The sequence below is a fragment of the Barnesiella sp. WM24 genome (assembly GCF_004570975.1).
GTDB lineage: Bacteria > Bacteroidota > Bacteroidia > Bacteroidales > Muribaculaceae > Muribaculum.
Genome location: NZ_SPPC01000009.1, coordinates 97873 through 119007, shown reverse-complemented (window position 1 = coordinate 119007; position 21135 = coordinate 97873). Strand labels below are relative to the sequence as shown.

The window sequence follows — 21135 nt, the reverse complement described above, 5'->3', positions numbered from 1 at the left end:
GATATATATTTATATTTTGCGCAAAATTACAAAAAATTCATGGCATTTGCCACTAATAATGTTGATAGTTTCAGTGTTACGGGTTTAAGGCTTTCATGCGTGACGGTAATTGTCACGTCGCCGGGTGTCAGAGTCGAGCGCAGGATTACCGTAGCCTTGCCGTCAAAGAGGCTTCTTGTATCGCCTGTATGCAGTTCGTCGCTGTTTATGTCACCGTTTACCACGCCTGCAATCGTTGCCTCGCCGCTTACATTGAATGTGAGTCTGCCGGTTGTTCCCGGCACCACCCGTCCCTTCCGGTCGACAGCCACGATTCTCACATGCTGAAGGTCGTTACCGTCGGCTCGCCACGCACGGTTGTCAGGAATCGCCTTTATCGCTACCGCGTCGCCCGTCGTCTCTACACGGTGGGTAGCCACAGGGGCGCCGTCGCGATAGCCTGTCGCCTCTATCCTGCCGGCATGAAACGGCACATTTCCCCAGAGTATCCGGTTTCTCGCTTTTGAATCGGAACGGTCATTTTTCTTTCGTCCGACACTCTTTCCATTGATTTTCAGCTCTACTTCATCAGCATTGGTAAACGTGTAGAGTGTAAGCGAGTCACCCTCCTCATGATTCCAATGGTCAGAAAGCCGCAATGAACCGACACTGACATCGTTCCACACAGCATCTTCTTTCCCCTCCACGACCGCGACATGCACCATCGGCTCATCGGGCTTGAAGATTGAGCGCAAGAAATAGGCAAGCGGCTTCGGCTCAAGAGAAATGTCAAATATTCCGTCGCTCCAGCCCTTAGCAGGCCATCCGCGCGACTCTCCGAGATAATCTATCATGCCCCAATAGGCGAGTCCAACCACACGGTCAAGATTCATATCAAAATAGTTTGGACCCATGTTGGAGGTGTTTGCCTCACTCTGATAAAAAATCATCCAAGGGAAACGTCGGCTGTCGCCGGGAAAATACATATAACGATAATTATATGACGCTATATCAGTCTCCATGACAAGCGGAGCGGGCAGCGAATCGGTAGACTGGTGCCGTCCTCTCGGATGCATGGCAACTGTAACGGGACGCGTATTATCGTAGCGCTGCAGCAATTCCCTTTGCAGGCGATAAGGAGTGACACCCCAGTCGCCATATGGTATATCCCACAGCGTCTGCAATTCGTTGCCGAGACTCCACATAATCACCGAAGGGTGGTTACGGTCACGCTTTATGAACTCCGGAACATCTTTCTGCCACTGGTCGACCCACTCGTTACGGCCGCCGGCATACTGGGTAAGCCACTTGTCATAAAGCTCGTCGACAACAAGGATGCCGAGACTGTCACACAGCTCAAGAAACGACCGGCTATAAGGGTTATGGGATGTGCGCACGTGGTTAAACCCAAACTCTTTCAGCATAACAAGACGCTTTTCCATCGCACGCGGAAATGCGGCAGCACCCAATGCGCCAAGTGTGTGGTGATTGGCAATCCCTTTAAGCAAGGTCTTTTTCCCGTTGAGCATAAACCCGTGTTCAGGAGAATATTCCACTGAGCGGATGCCGAATCTCTGTTCCACATTATCGGCGACAGTGCCGTCCACGTTATAAAGGGAGAGTTCAGCCTTATACAGCGATGGTTGCTCACATGACCAGAGCGCCGGTGATTTTATGAGAAGAGTGTCTATTATGTATTCGCGGGTCTTCTGCCTGCGGTTAAACGGAATCTGCAACCTCTTGTCGGCTACGACAACTCCATCCGGCGAGATTATACGCAACTGCAGCGGAAGCTCTTTAAGGGTCTTCAACCGTGAGGTAATCTGCGCCTGTATCACTACCGCCGCCTCATCCTCGCTGACAGAAGGGGTCACGATATAAAGCGGGTGACGGTCAAAGTAAAGATTCCTGTCGGTTATTTTAAGCGCCACGTCACGAAATAGCCCGCCACCTGTGTACCAGCGTGAGTTTTCGGGTCTGCCGGTATCAGCGCGTACATCAATTACATTTTCCTCGCCCGGGCGCAACTTGCCTGACAGATCAATCTCAAATCCAAGATAGCCGTAATCAGTACCCCCTACCCGTTCGCCATTGAGATAGACATCACCGACAAGCATAATACCGCCGAAATCAATAAGTATCCTTTTATCCATCCATGCCGAATCAGGCACAAACGACTTACGATACCACCCTACTCCCATCTCCTTGAAGCCGCGGCTGCTGAGACGGCTTTTCACATTTGCCACGGAATTGGACATGTCAGCCACCTCATCGGCCGACGGCGCCACCCAGGGTTGAGCAATCTGAAAATCATGAGGGAGATTGACCGCAATCCATCCGCTATCGGCAACGGCAACCGTAGTGTCGATGTCACCGTAGCGGAACTGCCATCCTCGGTTGAAATCGACTGTCTCGCGCGCATCAAGCGGCGTTGAAAAAACCCATGACGCAGCAAGCGCCACCACTGCAATATAACTTTTTTTCATGGTTAACTTCGGTTTACACCCTACAAAGTTAATTAAAAAAATCTTTAACTTTGTGCATGGAAGCTAAATGCTACAGGACCATTCTCGGAAAGAGAGCTACTTACACGACTAATAAAAAACTGCAATAATCTGATGGACATCATACGCAACATCCTGACTTCAGCGACACTTGCCTTAGCAATGACGCTGTCTGCCCAAGAAAAGATTTCAGCCCCGATGAACGACACAAACGGGGTGATTGACAACACCATTGACAGTCTTAATAAAGCACGCACTGCACGACCTGTCGCAGGTTCGAGCCGGAAAGGCGACAATCCGGTGTTATTTCTCGTGGGCAACTCAACGATGCGCACCGGCACACTCGGCAACGGAAGCAACGGTCAATGGGGCTGGGGCTACTATCTCCCCGATTACTTCGACCCTGAAAAAATAACGGTCGAAAATCATGCGCTCGGAGGGATGAGCAGCCGCACATTTTACAAGAAGCTGTGGAACGATGTGCTCGCCGGAATAAGGGAGGGCGACCTGGTGATAATCGAGTTAGGACATAATGACAACGGGCCTTACGACAGTGGACGCGCACGCGCCTCGATTCCGGGAACCGGGAAAGAGTCGCTGCCCGTCACGATACAAGAAACAGGAGAAAGAGACACCGTTTACACATATGGCGAATACATGCGCCGGTTTGTCAACGATGTGAAGTCGCGCGGAGGCTGCCCCATCCTGTTCTCTCTTACACCGAGAAACGCGTGGGAAGATGCTGACAGCACAATAATATCGCGCGTCAACACTACCTATGGGCTTTGGGCTCGTGAAGTAGCCGAAAGCGAGGGAGTGGCATTTGTTGACCTTAATGAAATCACGGCAGCCAAATATGAGCGCTTCGGCAAGGAAAAAGTAAAGACCATGTTTTATCTCGACCGCATACACACATCGGAATTCGGCGCCCGAGTCAACGCGGAGTCGGCGGTCGAGGGAATTGCAGGACTTGACGGCACAGACCTCAAAGACTATCTGTTGCCGCAACTCCCCGACACTGTCACCGGCAGTTCACGGAAAGCAGGATGCCCGGTACTGTTCACCATAGGCGACAGCACTGTAAAAAACGAAGACTCCGATGAAGAAAGCATGTGGGGATGGGGCAGCGTCATAGACCAATTACTCGACACCACACTCATTTCGGTTGAAAACCATGCCTTCCCCGGCAGAAGCGCCCGCACATTTCTTGACGAAGGGAGATGGGACAAAATTTACAATGCACTCCAGCCCGGCGACTTCGTGTTAATCCAGTTCGGGCATAATGACGGAGGCGACATCAACACCGGGAAAGCCCGCGGAGAACTTCACGGAGCAGGCAATGAAAGCAAAGTGTTCAAGATGGAGTCAACCGGCATAAACAAGGTCGTTTACACTTACGGATGGTATCTGCGCAAGTTTGTAATGGATGCCCGGGAAAAAGGCGCCACGCCTGTCATATTAAGCCACACACCACGCAACCGATGGCGCGGCGACTCAATCGAAAGCAACAAAGACAACTTGGGTAAATGGGCACGCGAAGCGGCTGAAAGCGCGGGAGCATGCTTTATTGACCTTAACTCAATCTCCGGACAAAAGCTGCAGAAACTCGGAAAAGAGAAAAGCAAGGCATATTTCAAGCACGACCACACCCACTCCTCCCTTGCCGGCGCACGGCTTAACGCGGAGAGCATAGCCGACGGTCTGCTGAAGAGCGACTGCCCGCTAAAAGAGTTTTTAAAGCATGACAGATAATCCCGTGGCGGAGTGTTTCTAAAAATTTTACTATATTTGCAGCCGATGCAATGAGCAAGAAAGTTTTCTATAGATACAACCCGGCAAATGACGAGTATGAGCGCGTCTTCCCTACCAAGCGAGAACGTCTCCACGGAATTATACGCAATCTGCTCTTCTGGACTGTGATATGCGGAGCCATAATCGGCGTCGTATATCTTTTTGTGGGCACTCCCCGCGAGAAAATGCTGAAACACGAAAATGAGCAGCTGCGCGCTGAGCTCGACATCATGAACAGGCGCCTCAACGCATCAATCGAGGTAATGAACGACATCACCTCGCGCGACGACAATTTCTACAGGGTCATAATGGGCGCGCAGCGTGTTTCGACAGCCAAGCGATATGCCGGTCTTGACAACGAAAACCGCTACAATTACCTGAACAGCCTGCCCGATGCCGAGATTATAAAAAATCTGACCCGGAAACTTGACATTCTTGACCGCCAACTGTACACACAGATAAAATCATTTGACGAGCTGCAACATCTTGCCCGAAACAACCGGGAGCGCATAAAGCATATCCCGGCAATCCAGCCTATATCAAGTGAAAACATGAAGCAGATGGCTTCGGGCTACGGTTACCGCCGCGACCCGATATACGGCACAAGCCGATTTCATGAAGGGCTCGACTTTGCCGCCGACCGTGGCACCCCCGTATATGCCACAGCCGACGGGAAGGTCATCCATGCAGGATGGCAGGGAGGCTACGGCAACCTCATAGAAGTGTCCCACGGCTACGGCTATGTGACACGTTATGCTCATTTGAGCAAAATTGATGTCGTAGAAGGGCAAGCGGTAAAGCGCGGCGACAAGATAGCGGAAGTAGGTAACACAGGCAAGTCTACCGGCTCACATCTCCACTATGAGGTAAGGCTTAATGACACGCCGCAGAACCCTATCAATTATTATTTCATGGACCTCACTCCCGACGAATACAACGAGATGATAAGACTTGCCGAAAATGCAGGTCACGTCATGGACTGACAATAACGATGGAGACCGGTGATAAAAAATATTATAAGATAAGGGAAGTCGCGGAACTAACGGGACTGCCGCTCTCGACCCTGCGATTCTGGGAACAGAAATTCACCATTATAAAACCGCGACGCAACGACCGGGGGACACGCTTCTACACCGTGTCTGACATTGAAAAAATAAAGATGGTCTATTATCTTGTAAAAGAAAAAGGGCTGAAACTTGATGCGGCGCAGGAGCAATTGAAACATAACCATGACGGTGTATCGCGCCATGCAGCCGCGGTCGACAGGCTAAAAGCGATAAGAAAAGAGCTTGTCGCCATGCTTGACGCCCTTAACCGGCTACGCTAATCTTTATTCAATCTTATTGCGTTATAAAATTATAAAACTCCGGAATTATGTATATCGCTTCACAAAAAAGGAAAGAAAACATTGCAGAATACCTGCTGTACATGTGGCAGATTGAGGATATTATCCGAGCCAACGGACTTGACCTCGACAAAATAACCGTAAACATAATAGACCGTTACGGTCTTGACGACACACAGAAAAAAGAGATGAGCGAATGGTATGAATCGCTCATTGACATGATGCGCAGGGAAAATGTACAGAAATCCGGACATCTGCAACTTAACAAGAATATCATCATACAGCTCGACGACCTTCATCACGCGCTGCTTAAAGACCCAAAGTTTGCAGAATACACGGCGGAATTTTATAAGACGCTACCCTTTATCGTCGAACTGCGTGCAAAACAGGGCGATGACAAGCTCGATGAAATCGAGACATGCTTCACCGCCCTTTACGGAACTCTCATGTTAAGGCTTCAGGGAAAAGAAATAAGCGCCGACACTCAAAAGGCGCTTACTCAAATATCGCGTTTCATAGCCATGCTCGCTCACTATTACAAGCTTGACCAGGAAGATAAACTCTGGGAAGAGAAATCCTAAATGTCGTAAGTGACAAACCTGATGTTGACAGTCGCGCGCGTATAAAAACTTCCGTCGCGGACATAGAGATAAGCCTGTCCCGACTCTCGCGGACGATTGTTGGTAAACCGTGCAGTCACGACATTGCCCTCAACTTCAATTGTAATATAGTTTTCCCAGCCATTATAGTCGACATTAATCTCGCTGCCCGCGGGAAACTTGCACACAGCACCATCCTCAGGCTCCACCCATGAAGAGTTGGCACCAATGCCATGTATAAGTGTGCATGCCGTTTCATTCCATGCGGGCAGTGTCGTGTTTTCGAGAGATTCAATATTATAGCTTACCTTGGCACCGATATGCTTTCCATTATCGTCATTAATCCAAGAAGCCACATATAGATTGTAATATGATGCATCAACGCTAAGCGCACGCTTCCCCGAAGCAAACATTCTTACATCCTTATCATTGAACACCTGATAAAACTCGCCGGGAATGACCGCCACCTCACTTGCCAACTGAGAAAGCGCAGGCGATGCCGTGAAGCCTCCGTTTGTGCCAAGCGGCGCAATAACCGCAGAAGTTGATGTCGACGTGAAATTATCGGCATTATTAATGTATACGTTAGAGTCGGCAAGCTTGGTGTTTCCATTGCTTTCATTCATCATGTTTAATGAAATCACCGACTCAGGGTAATTATAAAACATGTCATCGTCACTGCTGCAAGAGGTGACGGAGATTCCTGTCATACAGAATAGAGCCGCTAAGGCGGCGATTGTGTGTAATCTGCAATTTTTCATAAAACAGTTAAAATTGTCAAGTTATTTATTGGTTTACTATTTGTCACTATTGTTGCTTTCCGCAGCGCCATTACCGCCGTTACGGCGCTTCCCGTAAAATCTGCGCCGCTTTTTATCAGGAGAGCCGGCAGGAGCGCCTTGTGCCGGTTGTTGCCCCGCGTCATTGCGGGTTTTCTTATTCCGGCCACCATTTCTTTGACTTCCGTTGCCTCCCTTTCGGGCAAAACGTCTCTTGCCGCCGCCCTTTCCATCCTTCCGCGGATTATATTCAGGAGCCTCGCCGAGTGCTTCCGGCACCTGCTCTTTTCTCACTTCATAGCCGAGGAAGTCTTCAATATACTTGAACTTTGACTGGTCGCGCCCCGACACAAAAGTGACCGCTTTTCCGTCGGCATTGGCACGCGCCGTACGTCCTATCCTATGCACATAATCCTCAGCCTCGCGGGGAACGTCAAAATTAACCACCATGCTGATGTCGTCAATATCGATGCCACGGGCAATAATATCGGTGGCAACAAGTATATCGATACGCCCGGAGCGGAATCCGTTGATAGCGTCCTCACGTGCCGACTGGTCAAGATCGGAGTGCATCTCGGCAGCCTTGAACCGGCTGCGGCGCAGTGAATGGGTAAGATCCTTTACCTTTAACTTCGACGAGGCAAAGACTATCACCTTTTTTGAGTAGCCTGATTCAAAAAGATGTTTAAGGAGACCCTCTTTCTGCGGTTCATGACACACAAATGCCGACTGGTCGATTTTTTCAGTAGGCCGCGACACAGCGATTTTAACCTCGGTCGGGTTATGAAGGATGTCAGATGCAAGTGTCTGGATCTTTTTGGGCATTGTCGCCGAAAACATGAGTGTCTGCCTTTGAGAAGGGAGCCTCTTGACAATCTGCATTATGTCGTCGTAAAATCCCATGTCAAGCATCCTGTCAGCCTCATCAAGCACAAAAAACTCTACATGCGACAGGTCGACATAGCCCATCTTCATGTGGGCGAGAAGACGTCCCGGAGTGGCAATAACGACGTCAGCGCCCATCTTGAAAGCCTGTTGCTGCCGAGCAAATTCCTTTCCGTCAGACCCTCCGTGAATAGCGATTCCACTCACCGGAAGATAATAGGAAAATCCCTCAAGCTGACGGTCAATCTGCTGTGCAAGCTCATGAGTCGGCACCATGATAACACACCTGACCCCTTTTGATTTCTGCCCGCTTCCGGAAAGAAGATCAATGACAGGAAGCAGATAGGCGGCGGTTTTTCCGGTTCCGGTCTGTGCCACGGCAATAAGGTCGTTACCGTCAAGCACAACATCTATCGCACGCTCCTGTATAGGAGTACACTCTTCAAATTGCATCGCATCAAGCGCGTCAAGCAGGTCATCGCTCAGATTAAGCTCGTCAAATCTCATTTCTAAAACAGGCAGATAAGGAATGGTTTATCTATTTTCTTATTGTTACAGACTACAAAGATAGTCATTTTTTATCAGTTTCTTTACGTGACAGATAGCTTTCGGCTGCCTCCAGGGTTGAATGTCGGCCTATATCAAACCATGAATACTGCCCCTCAGGCACATAGCCGTAAATACCGGATTCAGCGCACGATTTCACATAAAACGGCACAATAGGGAACGGCGCGTCACCGCCATAGGCATGCAGACGGTTCAACAGCGAGGGTGAAATCACATGAATGCCTCCAAATGCAAACCTCGAATACCGCCCTGCATCAATCCCGACAGGCAGGCAATCACCGGTCGTCACATTGGTCCATCCATGCAGACGCATATTGTCGTCAAAAAGCAGATAGCGTGACGATTGTCGCCCGGAAACAAGCAATGTCGCCGATGCACCAAGACGCTCGTGTCGCCGCATCATCTCTCCCAGGTCAAGGTCGGTCAGAATATCGGCGTTATGGACTAAAAATGGCTCATCACCGTCAAGCCATTCACGAGCCTTGACAATAGCGCCTCCTGTGTCAAGCAAAGTATCACGCTCGTCACTTACGGCTATCTCTATGCCAAAATCGTTTTCATTAAGAAAATCAATTATAGATTGCCCGAAATGATGGACATTCACTATGATTCGGTCAAAGCCACAGTCTCTCAAGTGGGTTATCACCCTCTCAAGCATAGGAATCCCCCCTACTTTTACAAGCGCCTTCGGCATAGAGTCGGTCAAAGGGCGCAGCCTTGTTCCGAGTCCTGCGGCAAATATCATTGCTTTCATTATTCTACCGATTCAAATATTTCTTTAATCCCTTGCTCAAAATGAGTCAATTCCACCCTTATCTGCGGATATTTCTTTATAAGATGAGCCGCCATATGTTCTGCCGAATAAACCGACCTGTGCTGTCCTCCCGTGCAGCCGAAACTCACGGAAAGACATGTAAATCCGCGGGCAAGATACATGTCCACCGAGTTATCGACCATAGCATAGGCATGCTCCAGAAATCCGGTTATACCGCCGTCTTCTTCAAGAAAATCAATAACCGCCCTGTCGCGACCGGTGAGTGACTTATACTGCGCATAGCGTCCGGGGTTATTCAATCCGCGGCAATCAAACACAAATCCGCCTCCGTTGCCGGTATTGTCCTGAGGGATGCCGCTGCGGTTATAGCCGAAGCTTGCCACCCTCACAGTGAGTCTGTCACCGGAATTCTTTTCAGCAAATCGGTCAAGTTCCATCATGCGCAAGAGCAACGATGTAAGATAGGGAAATTCATCAAATGGAGTTTCCAGCAGCTTTTTAAGGTTAGCCAGCGCTCCCGGTATGCTCAGCAAGAAATGAGGTTTCCGCTCTACATATCCCCTGAAGCCATAGGCACCAAGCACCTGAAGCGTCCTGAAAAGCACAAAATAACGCAATTCACTTCTAAAGCATGACTCATCAATCGTCTTATACCGCGAGGCACTTTTAATGTAAGCCGTTATCAGGCGGTCGCGCAGCCAATCGGGAAACGCAGCCTTAGCCTGCCATAAAAATGACACAACATCATAATGATACGGACCTTTTCTACCTCCCTGAAAGTCAATAAAGAATGGCTTGCCATCCTTCAGCATGACGTTGCGCGACTGAAAATCACGATACATGAATGTCGCGCCCGTGTTCACCGAGAGAATCTTATCAGAAAGACGGTTGAAATCTTCTTCCAACGCCACTTCGTCAATATCCAACCCCGTAGCCTTCAGGAAGCAATATTTGAAATAATTGAGGTCCCACATCACATTGACCTTATCCATTTCGGCTACAGGATAACACCTGCCGAAGTCAAGCCCCTCAGCACCCCGCCACTGAATGTCGGGCAAAAGCGTTATTGCCAACTCAAGCTTTTCAATCATCTCATCGCTCCAGAGGGAGTGTTCGCGACCTTCTTTTATGTAATCAAACAACGATCTGTCGCCAAGGTCACTCTGAAGATAACACTCATTGTCAACGCTTGTCCCATACAACACGGGCACCGGCAACCCCTTCTCCGAAAAATGACGGCAAAGATAGAAAAACGCCTGATTTTCAGCAACGTCACTACCATATGTACCTATCATTGAAGGATCAGAACCGATACGGTAATATTTTCGATTGGAACCGGCTCCGGGAAGAAGCCTTATATCACAGGTGTGCCGTCCTGTAATTTTCTCATATAATGTCGTAAGTTTATCAGATATCATAGACACAAATTTAAGCAGAAATACCGAATAAATTATTATCTTTGCCGTTAGAAATAAATTTTATCATTATGCCGAAAGTATCAGAACGAGGTACAATAATGCCCGCTTCGCCCATCAGGCGCCTGGGACCGCTTGCCGTTGCGGCAAAAGCCCGCGGCACAAAAGTGTATCATCTAAATATAGGACAACCTGACCTCCCCACCCCTCAGGAAGGTCTTGACGCGCTGAAACATATCGACCGCAAAGTGCTTGAATACAGCCCGTCGGACGGTCTACTGTCTCTCCGCCAGAAATTGCAGCAATATTACAGCACCTACAATATCGACGTGGATGTCGACGACATCATTGTCACCACCGGAGGCTCAGAGGCGGTATTGTTTGCTTTCATGGCATGTCTTGACCCGGGCGACGAGATAATCGTCCCGGAGCCCGCCTATGCCAACTATATGGCATTTGCCATATCTGCCGGAGCAAAGATTGTCACAGTGCCGTCAAGTATCGAAGAAGGATTCGCGCTACCTCCGGTAGAGAAGTTTGAAGAGCTTATCACCCCGAAGACCAAAGGCATACTCATCTGCAACCCCAATAACCCTACCGGCTATCTTTATACGATGAAAGAGATGTTGCAGATCAGAGATCTCGTGAAGAAATATGACCTGTTTCTCTTTTCCGATGAAGTATATCGAGAATTCTGCTATACCGGAGCGCCCTATATCTCGGCATTCCACCTTCCGGGCATAGAAGACCAGGTAGTGCTTATCGACTCCGTGTCAAAGCGCTACAACGAATGTGGCATTAGAATCGGCGCGCTCATAACGAAACATCCCGAATTAAAGAAAAACGTGATGAAATTCTGTCAGGCACGCCTAAGCCCGCCACTGCTCGGACAGATTGTGGCAGAAGCGTCGATAGACACGACACGTGAATATATGCTCGCCACATATAACGAGTATGTCGAACGACGCAAATTTCTCATCGACCAGCTCAACAAGATACCGGGATGCTACTCGCCGATACCGATGGGGGCATTCTACACTGTCGTAAAGCTTCCGGTTGATGACGCCGACAAGTTCTGCGAGTGGTGTCTTGAAAGCTTTGAATATGAAGGTCAGACTATCTTTATGGCTCCCGCTTCAGGCTTCTATACCACCACAGGCATGGGCAAAAACGAGGTGCGCATGGCATATGTGCTGAACAAAGAGGATCTTGCAAAAGCGATGAAAGTGCTTGCTGAAGCACTTAAAGCCTATCCCGGCCGCACACTATGAGCTATGAACTGTTCATAGCGCGCAGGCTAAGGCTCAACCCGGGCAACAGGCGTCGCCCGTCGACAAGTATCATAATCGCGATTACAGGCATTGCGCTGTCATTAGTAATAATGATGGCGGCAATGTGTATTGTGCTCGGCTTCAAGGAAGAGATACGCAACAAGGTTTATGGCTTTGACGCACACGTCACAATCCATCCGGCGCATGCCGACGGCTCGCCTGCCGAGTTTTTGGAATACACGCCTGTGCTTGACTCAATCATCAATTCGACAGGATGCTTTGAGAAGCCCGAACTCGTAGCGCAGCAGTCAGGGATATTAAAGACTGACTCCGACTTTCAAGCCATAATCCTGAAAGGAATAACGGAAGACAGGAACTACAATTTCATAGCGTCAAATATAACCGAAGGCTCGATGCCCGGCTTTGACGCCGACAGCTCCCGAAACAGTATAGTGATTTCGCAGACTACCGCCTCGGATCTGGGTCTACACCCGGGCGACAAGACCTATGCCTACTTTTTCTCCAACGGTGCCGTAAAAACCCGACGGCTAAATATCGCCGCAATCTACGACACCCACTTCAGCGACTATGACAAGATTTATGCCTACTCCCCCATAAGCCTGACACAAGGCATAGGGGGCACTGATTCCGCTGCGGCAACAACGGTAGAGCTCACATCCCGTGACCCGTCACGGATTACAGAAAGCGGGATAAGGCTTCAGGACGCGATGATGACATCGGCCTACATGAACCGCCTGACCGGAGCTTACACATTGACAACGGTGCTCGACACGGCAATGATGTATTTCAACTGGCTGGAATTGCTTGACACAAATGTGGTGGTGATTCTTATCCTGATGATAGCTGTGTCGGGATTCACTCTCGTGTCATGCCTATTCATCTTGATTCTTGAACGGGTAAGAATGATCGGCATCCTGAAGACACTCGGCGCGTCCAACAGCGAAATCAGAAAAATATTCATCTACCTGTCACAAAGGATTGTCCTGTGGGGCATGCTTGCAGGAAATGTCATCGGCATCTCCTTCATTATCCTGCAACATCACCTGCACATATTGCCGCTTGACGCCGACGCCTATTACCTCAACTATGTGCCGGTCAAGATTGACTGGATGTATATAATCCTGCTGAATTTCGGCATATTCCTTGTCTCCTGGCTAATAATCATCCTGCCGACTCATATGGTGGCAAAAATAAATCCCTGTAAATCCATACGATACGAATAATTACGGCATTACCGATAATCAATTTTGGCACGATTTTTGTTATTCAATTATATATTTTGAATTATAACTGAAAATTAGAATATTTGAACTATCTTTGTGAACAATTTTAACGATAAATGACCAACCAGACGAATATCATAAAGCTCATCACTGAGGGAATACAAGATCGCAAGGGCAAAAACATCTCAATAGTCGATCTTAGCGGGATTGAAGGGGCGGCAGCCCATAGTTTTATAATCTGCCAGGGCTCATCCACCATGCAGGTCGCCTCCATAGCCGACAGCATCAGGGAAAAGCTGCAGAAAGAGGCAGGGATAAAACCCTACAATTATGACGGCTATCAGAACGCCCAATGGATTGTCATAGATTATGGCGACACTTTCGTCCATGTATTTCTTCCCGAGACAAGGCAATACTATAACCTTGAAGAATTGTGGAGCGACGCTGAAATCACCTCAATTCCGGACTTAGACTAAACCTACTATTTTATAAATCATCAGTCAGGCTACATGAAACCAAACCTAAAGAAGAAAAAGCTTAATTTCAGTCTCTACTGGATGTATGCCATTATCATACTTGTGCTTGTCGGGGTATATTATCTCGACCAGAACTCGATTACAAAGCCTGTGACCTACTCTGAATTTGAGAAATATGTCACAGAAGGCGGCGTCGAAAAAATCGTGGTATACACCAACAAGAACGAGGCGGAGGCATTCATCACTGATTCTTTGGCAAGGAAAATATTTACACCAAGCCAGTACACCCAGGGCACTCACCAGGAGGTGAAAATCAGCACTGCAATACCAAGTGCCGACAAGCTACAGGACAAAATCGACCAGTGGCAGCAGGAAGGAGTATTCAACGGTTCCGTATCCTTTGAGAAAGGCAGCGACTACTCCGCCATGTTCTGGTCATTTGCACCTATATTGCTGCTTATCGTCTTTTGGTTTGTGATAATGAAACGCATGTCGGGAAAAGACGGTGGCGGAAGCGGTGTGTTCAGCGTAGGCAAATCCAAAGCACAGATATTTGACAAAGACGGGCCTATACAGGTTACATTCAAGGATGTAGCCGGGCTCTCGGAAGCAAAGACCGAGGTTGAGGAAATCGTTGAGTTTCTTAAAAATCCCCAAAGATACACTGACCTTGGCGGCAAAATCCCCAAGGGAGCGCTTCTTGTAGGCCCTCCGGGAACCGGTAAGACACTCCTTGCAAAAGCAGTTGCGGGAGAGGCAAATGTACCGTTTTTCTCAATGTCAGGCTCCGACTTTGTAGAAATGTTTGTCGGTGTCGGCGCCTCTCGCGTACGTGACCTTTTCCGTCAGGCTAAAGAAAAAGCGCCATGTATCGTGTTTATCGACGAGATTGACGCTGTAGGTCGTGCGCGTGGCAGAAACCCGAACATGGGAGCCAATGACGAACGCGAGAACACGCTCAACCAGTTGCTTACGGAAATGGACGGATTTGGATCCAACAGCGGTGTAATCATACTTGCCGCTACAAACCGTGCCGACATTCTTGACAAGGCTCTTTTACGTGCCGGTCGTTTTGACCGTCAGATATATGTTGACCTGCCCGACCTCAATGACCGTGTTGCAATATTCAATGTGCATTTACGGAAAATCAAGACCGACGACTCTCTTGATGTCGAGCTTCTGGCTCGCCAGACACCGGGATTCTCCGGAGCCGACATTGCAAATGTATGTAACGAAGCGGCTCTTATCGCGGCCCGCCACAACAAGACATGTGTTGAAAAGCAGGACTTCAACGATGCTGTCGACCGCATAATCGGAGGTCTTGAAAAGAGGTCTAAAATCACGACTGACGAAGAAAAACGCTCTATCGCCGTACACGAGGCGGGACATGCCACAATATCATGGCATCTGCGCTATGCAAGTCCTCTTATCAAGGTGACAATCGTACCGCGCGGAAAAGCGCTCGGAGCGGCATGGTATCTTCCGGAAGAACGACAGATTACTCCTACCGAGGCGTTGCTTGACGAGATGTGTTCGACTCTCGGCGGACGTGCTGCGGAAGAACTGTTTCTCGGTCACATATCAACCGGGGCGGCCAATGACCTTGAACGCGTGACCAAACTCGCCTACGCAATGGTGGCATACTACGGCATGAGCGACAAGCTCCCTAACCTGTGCTATTATGATTCCACCGGACAGGAGTATGGTTTCTCGAAGCCTTACAGCGAGGAACGCGCAAAGAACATAGATGCAGAAGTGTCACGCATTATAAACGAGCAATATGAACGCGCCAAGGAGATACTGCGTAAATATGCAGAGGGTCACAAGCAACTTGCCGATGTGCTTATCGCCCGCGAGGTGATATTCACGGAAGATGTAGAAGCGATATTCGGCAAACGTCCGTGGGCTTCGCGCACCGATGAAATATTTGCAGGGAAGCAGTTGACCGAAGGCAAAAAGGACGGAAAGGAAGAAGACAGCGACAAGCAGGAAAATACACCTGCCGGCAGCGAAAACAATTCCGATGCCACCGACAAGCCGTCAGTCACCATCCCCCCTATCCCGCGTCAATAAACAATCAGACGTTTTAACTTTTTCATAAATGTATGCGCCGGATTTCGACATCGAAATCCGGCGCATTTAATATAGCTTATCTCGTAATTCCCATTCAGCCATTCTCCGCTACTGATAATCCGCATGTCCTCGGCATCGGGCCTATTCCCGACATCGCCAAGAAAATTTCGTTGATGATTGAGAATTTGATATACTTTTCCAGTCAAATAATGAGGTCATAAATAATCCAACAAAGAGCAGAGGTCACAAAAATTACCATGAAGTAACGTAATGGTTTTGATTTGATAATGTTAAATTTATTGCACACCAAGAGCAGCAGGTAAGCTACCACTGCAATAATTAAATAGCCATACCAATATTCGGTCATTATGTTTTGATTTTGAAGTTTTCTTATCAGACCCAAATTTACAAAAAAAGCAGATAAGCCAACATACAATTTAGGCTACCTTCTCGCTCATTCAAATTGTGGAATCACTTTAATCACTTTGGAGGAAATACATTTTTTAGAATACAGCCACATATTCAGCATTTCCACAGGAGCACACGAACATTAGAAAAAGGACACCGGGGGATGTCACTCCAGATGTCCCCAGCCATATATTGTTGCGCTTCGGTCACTTGTTTCGCTTCAGCGATTCCACGTAATTGTCAATGGCAACCATGCGCGCCGGAATATCTATCGCCTGCGGACAATGGGGCTTACATTGACCGCAGCCAATACAGTGATTTGCCTGTCGCAGCTTCGGGACCGAACGGTCATATCCGACAAGAAATGCCTTTCGCGCCTTTCGATAAGCCGGGTCGGTAGTGTCCTCATTGACAAAGCCTTCATTTATACATTTATTGTAATGGCTGAATATCGCCGGAATGTCAAGACCATAGGGACACGGCATGCAGTATTTACAATCAGTACAAGGGACCGTGGGGAAATGCAGTATCTCGCGTGCCGCATTCTCCAGCATCACAAGCTCTTCATCCGTACAAGGTTCAAGCGGAGAGTAAGTGTGCAGGTTATCCTGAAGATGCTCCATGTAAGTCATGCCGCTCAATACCGTCAGCACACCTTTAGGCGTACCGGCAAAACGGAATGCCCATGAAGCAATACTGTCATCAGGACGCAGGCTCTTGTACTTCCCGGCAAGGTGTTCATTTACCTGCGCGAGCCTTCCGCCAAGAAGCGGCTCCATGATTACAGCAGGAATACCGCGCTTTTCAAGCTCTTCGTATAAATATTCGGCATTAGTGTTTCTCGGATTGACCTCCTTTGCATGTTTCCAGTCAATGTAGTTCAATTGAATCTGGACGAAATCCCAGTGTATGCGACCCTCATCCTGCATTTTAAGAAGATAGTCAAACACTTCCACATCGCCATGATAGGAAAAACCGAGATTTCTTATCTTCCCCGACTCTTTCTCCTTTACAAGAAAATCAAGTATGCCATTATCAATATATCTGCCGTTTAACGAGTCCATGCCGCCCATGCCGATTCCATGCAGCAACAAGTAGTCTATGTAGTCGACCCGGAGCTCTTTCATCGAGTTATGATACATCGCCAAAGAATTTTTTCTTGACCATGTATCGGGAGCGAAATTTGAAAGCTTCGTCGCGATAAAGTAACTGTCACGCGGATGACGGCTAAGCGCGATGCCCATAGCACGCTCACTGAATCCTTTACAATAAGCCGGCGATGTGTCAAAATAATTGATTCCGTGGGCGAGGGCATAATCCACCTGCCTGTTAACAGCTTCCTGGTCGATATTATTGCCATCGGCATTTTCAGTCGCCAATGTAGGCAGACGCATACACCCGAACCCAAGTATCGAGACCTTATCACCAGTATTGGGATTGACACGATAAGTCATCTCCCCGCCGGCAGGGTCACCTGACGCCATTGACGAAGGGGTGTCGTTCCCGTCAGATTTACGCAGACACGACGCAGCAGTCACCGCCAGCGCGCCGCCTCCCAGTATATTAAGAAAATTACGTCTATTTATATGCTTGTCATTCATCTTGCTTCAATATGAGAAACTAAAAAAACAGTTTATTGTTATATTTTGCATCATGTCGCGGTCAAGTGACAACATCAGACAGTGCGATGTATTTCATGACCTTCGACATATATTGCACTGAAGGGTCTTACCGGACACAGATTCTCACATGCCCCACAGCCTATACAGCGCTCTGTATTAACCGAGGGCACAAGTGGCGACTCAGAGTCACCTGCCACCGAGGGAATCATCGTTATCGCACCGACAGGACAGTGACGGGCACAATTGCCACACGAGACTCCTTCCGATGCAGGCAGACAGTTTTTACGCACCCAGACGGCGTGACCTATCTGAGTCGAGCTTTTTTCAGCTTTGTCTATAGGCAATATGGCGCCGGCAGGACACACGTCAGAGCAAGCGGTACACTCCGGGCGACAATATCCGCGTTCGTAGCTTACTTCAGGCTGCATGAAAGTCTTCATTTCAGCCGACGGGCGAAGCACATTTCCCGGGCAGTTGCTTATACACAGCTGGCAAGCCGTGCAATGAGACGTGAAATTATTGTGGCTGCGACTTCCGGGAGGAGTAATCATTGTGCGTCTTTCCGGCTTTTTCTTGTCAATAATTACAGCAAGACCGCCATCCACCGTTTTCTCCTGGGCACGTGCCACTGCGCTTCCCGCCAAAAGAGCGCCTACGGTAAGAAACTTACGGCGTCCTCCGTCATCGACATTCTTAGACGCCGGACGACGGGTATATTTTATCGCGCCTGCATGGCAACTGTCTATGCAGTCCATACACGTGACACATCGTGTATAATCAATCGTCCCCGACTTTGAATCAATGCATGACGCCTTACACTCCTTGGCACACAACCCGCACTTCACACACTTCGAGTGGTCAATCACAGGTTTTAGCCATGAATAACGGGAAAGATAGCCGAGTATCGTACCGACAGGGCAGATTGTGTTGCAATACAATCGTCCGTCAATCCAGGCAAAACACCCGATAACAATCAATGTGACCGCAGCCACGATTACCGCCGCCGGAGTGACAAAATAATCGACAGCGTAAAAAGTATAGGCATCATCGCCCTGCGACGATGCTAAAACATTGTTGATATCAACATATAAAGGCTTGACAAGCGACGACATTATCCTGCCATATTCACTGTAAGGCTCGATGAAGGCGGCAAACCGCGCGAAGCCAAGCATGACGAGCAGGGCAAAAGTGGCGAGAAATAAAATCCTCACGACAACAAGCGGCCTCCGATAGCCAAAGCGCCTGCGCTGCTTCCTCCCAAGCCATCCCCTCACATGAGAAATCACATCCTGCAACACGCCGAGCGGGCACAAGACCGAACAATACACACGCCCCAAGACAAGAGTCAAAAGAAGCAGCACAACCAATACGGGTATATTCATGGCAAGCAGCGCAGGCATAAACTGCCACTTCGCAAGCCATCCCCATCCATTTATAGCCGTAGCGGTAAAATCAAGAAACAACAATGATATTGCAATGAAACAGATTATTGCAACAACCCTACGTATAGTCTTCAACATTATCTGATTGGTTTCCATTAATTTTTATTTCACAAATATAGCGAAAATAATTGTGCTGTCACAACTCATATTTCGGTATTTATTCTCAATTTTACTGATTATGCGTCAATTATGTCGCGCAGTGTGACATGCAGGCAAAAGAATTGTGACAGTCATCATTTTTTAACTCATTCTATGTCCAAAGGTTTTGCTAATTCGGTGGATTTTGAGTACTTTTGGCTTTGGAAACCGATATTCTAAATTTGCACCTGAGTGTTAGAGTTCAAGCCATTCACTATCAACAGAAGAGGCACACTGTTACAATATGACCGGCCTCTTGTCATGGGGATTATAAATGTCACCCCCGACTCTTTCTATGCGGAATCGCGAGTAAACGACACTGATACTATAAAGCGACGTGTCGCGACAATGATCGAAGAGGGAGCCGACTGGATTGACCTGGGAGGCTACTCTTCACGCCCCGGTGCGGAAGATGTGTCGCCACAGGAGGAAATCGACAGGCTCGCTGCCGGCATGCAAGCCATACGCTCAGTCAACGCCGACATACCCGTCAGCATAGACACTTTCCGCGCGGAAGTAGCAGAAACGTCAATCACCCAACTTGACGCCGACATAATCAACGACATCTCCGGTGGCAATCTTGATGACAGGATGTTTGACACCGTGGCAAAGCTCAATGTGCCTTACATACTGATGCACATGCGCGGCACACCTTCCACCATGTCGTCACTCGACCGGTACAACGATGTCACCGCAGAGGTGCTTGCCGAGTTGTCGGCAAAAATCGAACGTCTGTCACTTCTCGGGGTAAAAGACATCATAGTCGACCCCGGATTCGGATTTGCAAAGAATGTCGAGCAAAACTACACCCTGCTCCGCAACCTGAAACTTTTCAATATCCTTGACCGCCCGCTGCTTGTCGGCGTCTCAAGAAAGTCGATGATATATCGCCCTCTTGACATAACCCCTCAGCAATCACTCAACGGCACGACAGTAATAAACACCATCTCTCTGCTCTCAGGAGCGGCAATCCTGCGGGTGCATGATGTAAAAGAAGCCGCCGAGGCAGTAAAAATCATCAATCTCACATACAGGCAATGACACCATTCGGACTAAAAGACGCCCTCGACATAATAATTGTCGCACTAATCCTTTTTTATCTCTACAGGATAATGAAGGAGTCGGGCACAATCAACATATTTTTCGGAGTGCTCGCATTCATCATCGTGTGGGTAGTTGCGTCGGAAATACTGGAAATGAGACTGATCGGTACGATACTTGACAAAGTGATGTCAATCGGTCTTATAATTCTGGTAATCCTTTTTCAAGACCAGATAAAAAGGTTTCTGGTTGAAATAGGCAACCATAAACGATGGCGGTTCCTGCGTGACATGTTCCGGCATCATCACGGAAACAAAGACCATGATGCCGACATGAGGAAATGGGTTATGCCGATTGTATATGCCTGCATGTCTATGTCCAAGTCCAAGACAGGCGCGCTGATAGTAATCGAACAGTCAATACCGCTCGAACATTACGAAAAAAGCGGCGACATGATTGACGCTTATATCAATTCAAGGCTGATTGAGAATATATTTTTCAAAAATTCCCCGTTACATGACGGTGCCATGATTATAGCCCATGACCGAATAAAGGCGGCGGGCTGCATATTGCCCGTGAGCCATGACACCAATATACCCCGTTCAATGGGTCTGCGCCACCGTTCGGCACTCGGCATCAGTCAGGCGACCGATGCTGCGGCAGTTGTAGTCAGCGAGGAAACGGGAGGCATATCATTTGCCTATAAAGGCAAGATTACAAGCCGACTGTCATCAACCGACCTGGAACACAAACTATCGCAGCTCTATCAGGAGGAATAAAG

At 48.4% G+C, this 21135-nt stretch carries 17 protein-coding genes; 10 read left to right on the top strand and 7 right to left on the bottom strand.

The genetic code is table 11. From position 1 onward, the window contains the following. Positions 1-26: 26 nt before the first annotated feature. A complete protein-coding gene (locus E4T81_RS11170; protein ID WP_135044547.1) occupies positions 27-2465 on the bottom strand; it encodes a glycoside hydrolase family 2 TIM barrel-domain containing protein in 2439 nt (812 codons plus the stop codon). Between the two features lie 132 nt (positions 2466-2597). On the opposite strand from E4T81_RS11170, the gene E4T81_RS11165 reads away from it, so the two are divergent. Genes E4T81_RS11165 through E4T81_RS11150 form a run of 4 tightly spaced genes read left to right on the top strand, consistent with a single transcriptional unit; the run spans position 2598 to position 6200 of the window. Further along, positions 2598-4235: a rhamnogalacturonan acetylesterase gene (locus E4T81_RS11165; protein ID WP_245207065.1), complete on the top strand. Its 1638-nt coding sequence runs from the start codon at positions 2598-2600 to the stop codon at positions 4233-4235. Between the two features lie 50 nt (positions 4236-4285). Next, a complete protein-coding gene (locus E4T81_RS11160) occupies positions 4286-5257 on the top strand; it encodes a M23 family metallopeptidase (protein WP_135044545.1) in 972 nt (323 codons plus the stop codon). A gap of 8 nt (positions 5258-5265) precedes the next feature. Then, the gene (locus tag E4T81_RS11155) at positions 5266-5601 is read left to right on the top strand and encodes a MerR family transcriptional regulator (RefSeq protein ID WP_135044543.1); all 336 of its coding nucleotides are present in this window, start codon (positions 5266-5268) and stop codon (positions 5599-5601) included. Positions 5602-5648: 47 nt separating this feature from the next. Continuing rightward, positions 5649-6200, top strand: a complete 552-nt coding sequence (locus tag E4T81_RS11150) for a DUF4924 family protein (RefSeq protein ID WP_135044541.1) — start codon at positions 5649-5651, stop codon at positions 6198-6200. Here the strand turns inward: E4T81_RS11150 and E4T81_RS11145 are convergent. From E4T81_RS11145 to E4T81_RS11130, 4 genes are all read right to left on the bottom strand, one after another. Further along, a complete protein-coding gene (locus E4T81_RS11145; RefSeq protein WP_135044539.1) occupies positions 6197-6979 on the bottom strand; it encodes a DUF5036 family protein in 783 nt (260 codons plus the stop codon). The genes E4T81_RS11150 and E4T81_RS11145 overlap by 4 nt on opposite strands. 36 nt (positions 6980-7015) lie before the next feature. Continuing rightward, positions 7016-8389: a DEAD/DEAH box helicase gene (locus tag E4T81_RS11140; RefSeq protein WP_135044537.1), complete on the bottom strand. Its 1374-nt coding sequence runs from the start codon at positions 8387-8389 to the stop codon at positions 7016-7018. 64 nt (positions 8390-8453) lie between these two features. Then, the gene (locus E4T81_RS11135; RefSeq protein WP_135044535.1) at positions 8454-9203 is read right to left on the bottom strand and encodes a nucleotidyltransferase family protein; all 750 of its coding nucleotides are present in this window, start codon (positions 9201-9203) and stop codon (positions 8454-8456) included. Further along, complete coding sequence (locus tag E4T81_RS11130; RefSeq protein WP_135044533.1) at positions 9203-10642, bottom strand: phosphotransferase; 1440 nt, start codon at positions 10640-10642, stop codon at positions 9203-9205. Before E4T81_RS11130 ends, E4T81_RS11135 begins: the two co-directional genes overlap by 1 nt. Positions 10643-10710: 68 nt before the next feature. Between E4T81_RS11130 and E4T81_RS11125 the strand changes: the two genes are divergently transcribed. The 4 genes from E4T81_RS11125 (at position 10711) to ftsH (ending at position 15703) form a co-directional block, all read left to right on the top strand. Beyond that, positions 10711-11910 (top strand): pyridoxal phosphate-dependent aminotransferase, encoded by a 1200-nt coding sequence (locus E4T81_RS11125; RefSeq protein WP_135044531.1) that lies wholly within the window; start codon positions 10711-10713, stop codon positions 11908-11910. Then, the gene (locus E4T81_RS11120) at positions 11907-13154 is read left to right on the top strand and encodes an ABC transporter permease (RefSeq protein ID WP_135044529.1); all 1248 of its coding nucleotides are present in this window, start codon (positions 11907-11909) and stop codon (positions 13152-13154) included. Before E4T81_RS11125 ends, E4T81_RS11120 begins: the two co-directional genes overlap by 4 nt. A gap of 116 nt (positions 13155-13270) precedes the next feature. Beyond that, positions 13271-13630: a ribosome silencing factor gene (gene rsfS, locus E4T81_RS11115; protein ID WP_135044527.1), complete on the top strand. Its 360-nt coding sequence runs from the start codon at positions 13271-13273 to the stop codon at positions 13628-13630. A 33-nt stretch (positions 13631-13663) separates the two neighbouring features. After that, positions 13664-15703, top strand: a complete 2040-nt coding sequence (gene ftsH, locus E4T81_RS11110; protein WP_135044525.1) for an ATP-dependent zinc metalloprotease FtsH — start codon at positions 13664-13666, stop codon at positions 15701-15703. Positions 15704-16317: 614 nt separating this feature from the next. On the opposite strand, the gene E4T81_RS11105 is transcribed toward ftsH, so the two are convergent. Next, entirely contained in the window at positions 16318-17712 is a 1395-nt protein-coding gene (locus E4T81_RS11105; protein ID WP_135044522.1) for an aldo/keto reductase, read from the bottom strand. Positions 17713-17786: 74 nt separating this feature from the next. Next, on the bottom strand, positions 17787-19253 hold the full coding sequence (locus tag E4T81_RS11100) for a 4Fe-4S binding protein (protein ID WP_135044593.1): 1467 nt from the start codon (positions 19251-19253) through the stop codon (positions 17787-17789). Between the two features lie 321 nt (positions 19254-19574). Between E4T81_RS11100 and folP the strand changes: the two genes are divergently transcribed. Continuing rightward, the gene (gene folP, locus E4T81_RS11095) at positions 19575-20354 is read left to right on the top strand and encodes a dihydropteroate synthase (RefSeq protein ID WP_135044591.1); all 780 of its coding nucleotides are present in this window, start codon (positions 19575-19577) and stop codon (positions 20352-20354) included. Further along, positions 20351-21133 (top strand): diadenylate cyclase CdaA, encoded by a 783-nt coding sequence (gene cdaA / locus E4T81_RS11090; RefSeq protein WP_135044520.1) that lies wholly within the window; start codon positions 20351-20353, stop codon positions 21131-21133. The genes folP and cdaA overlap by 4 nt, the downstream gene beginning before the upstream one ends. Positions 21134-21135: the final 2 nt, after the last annotated feature.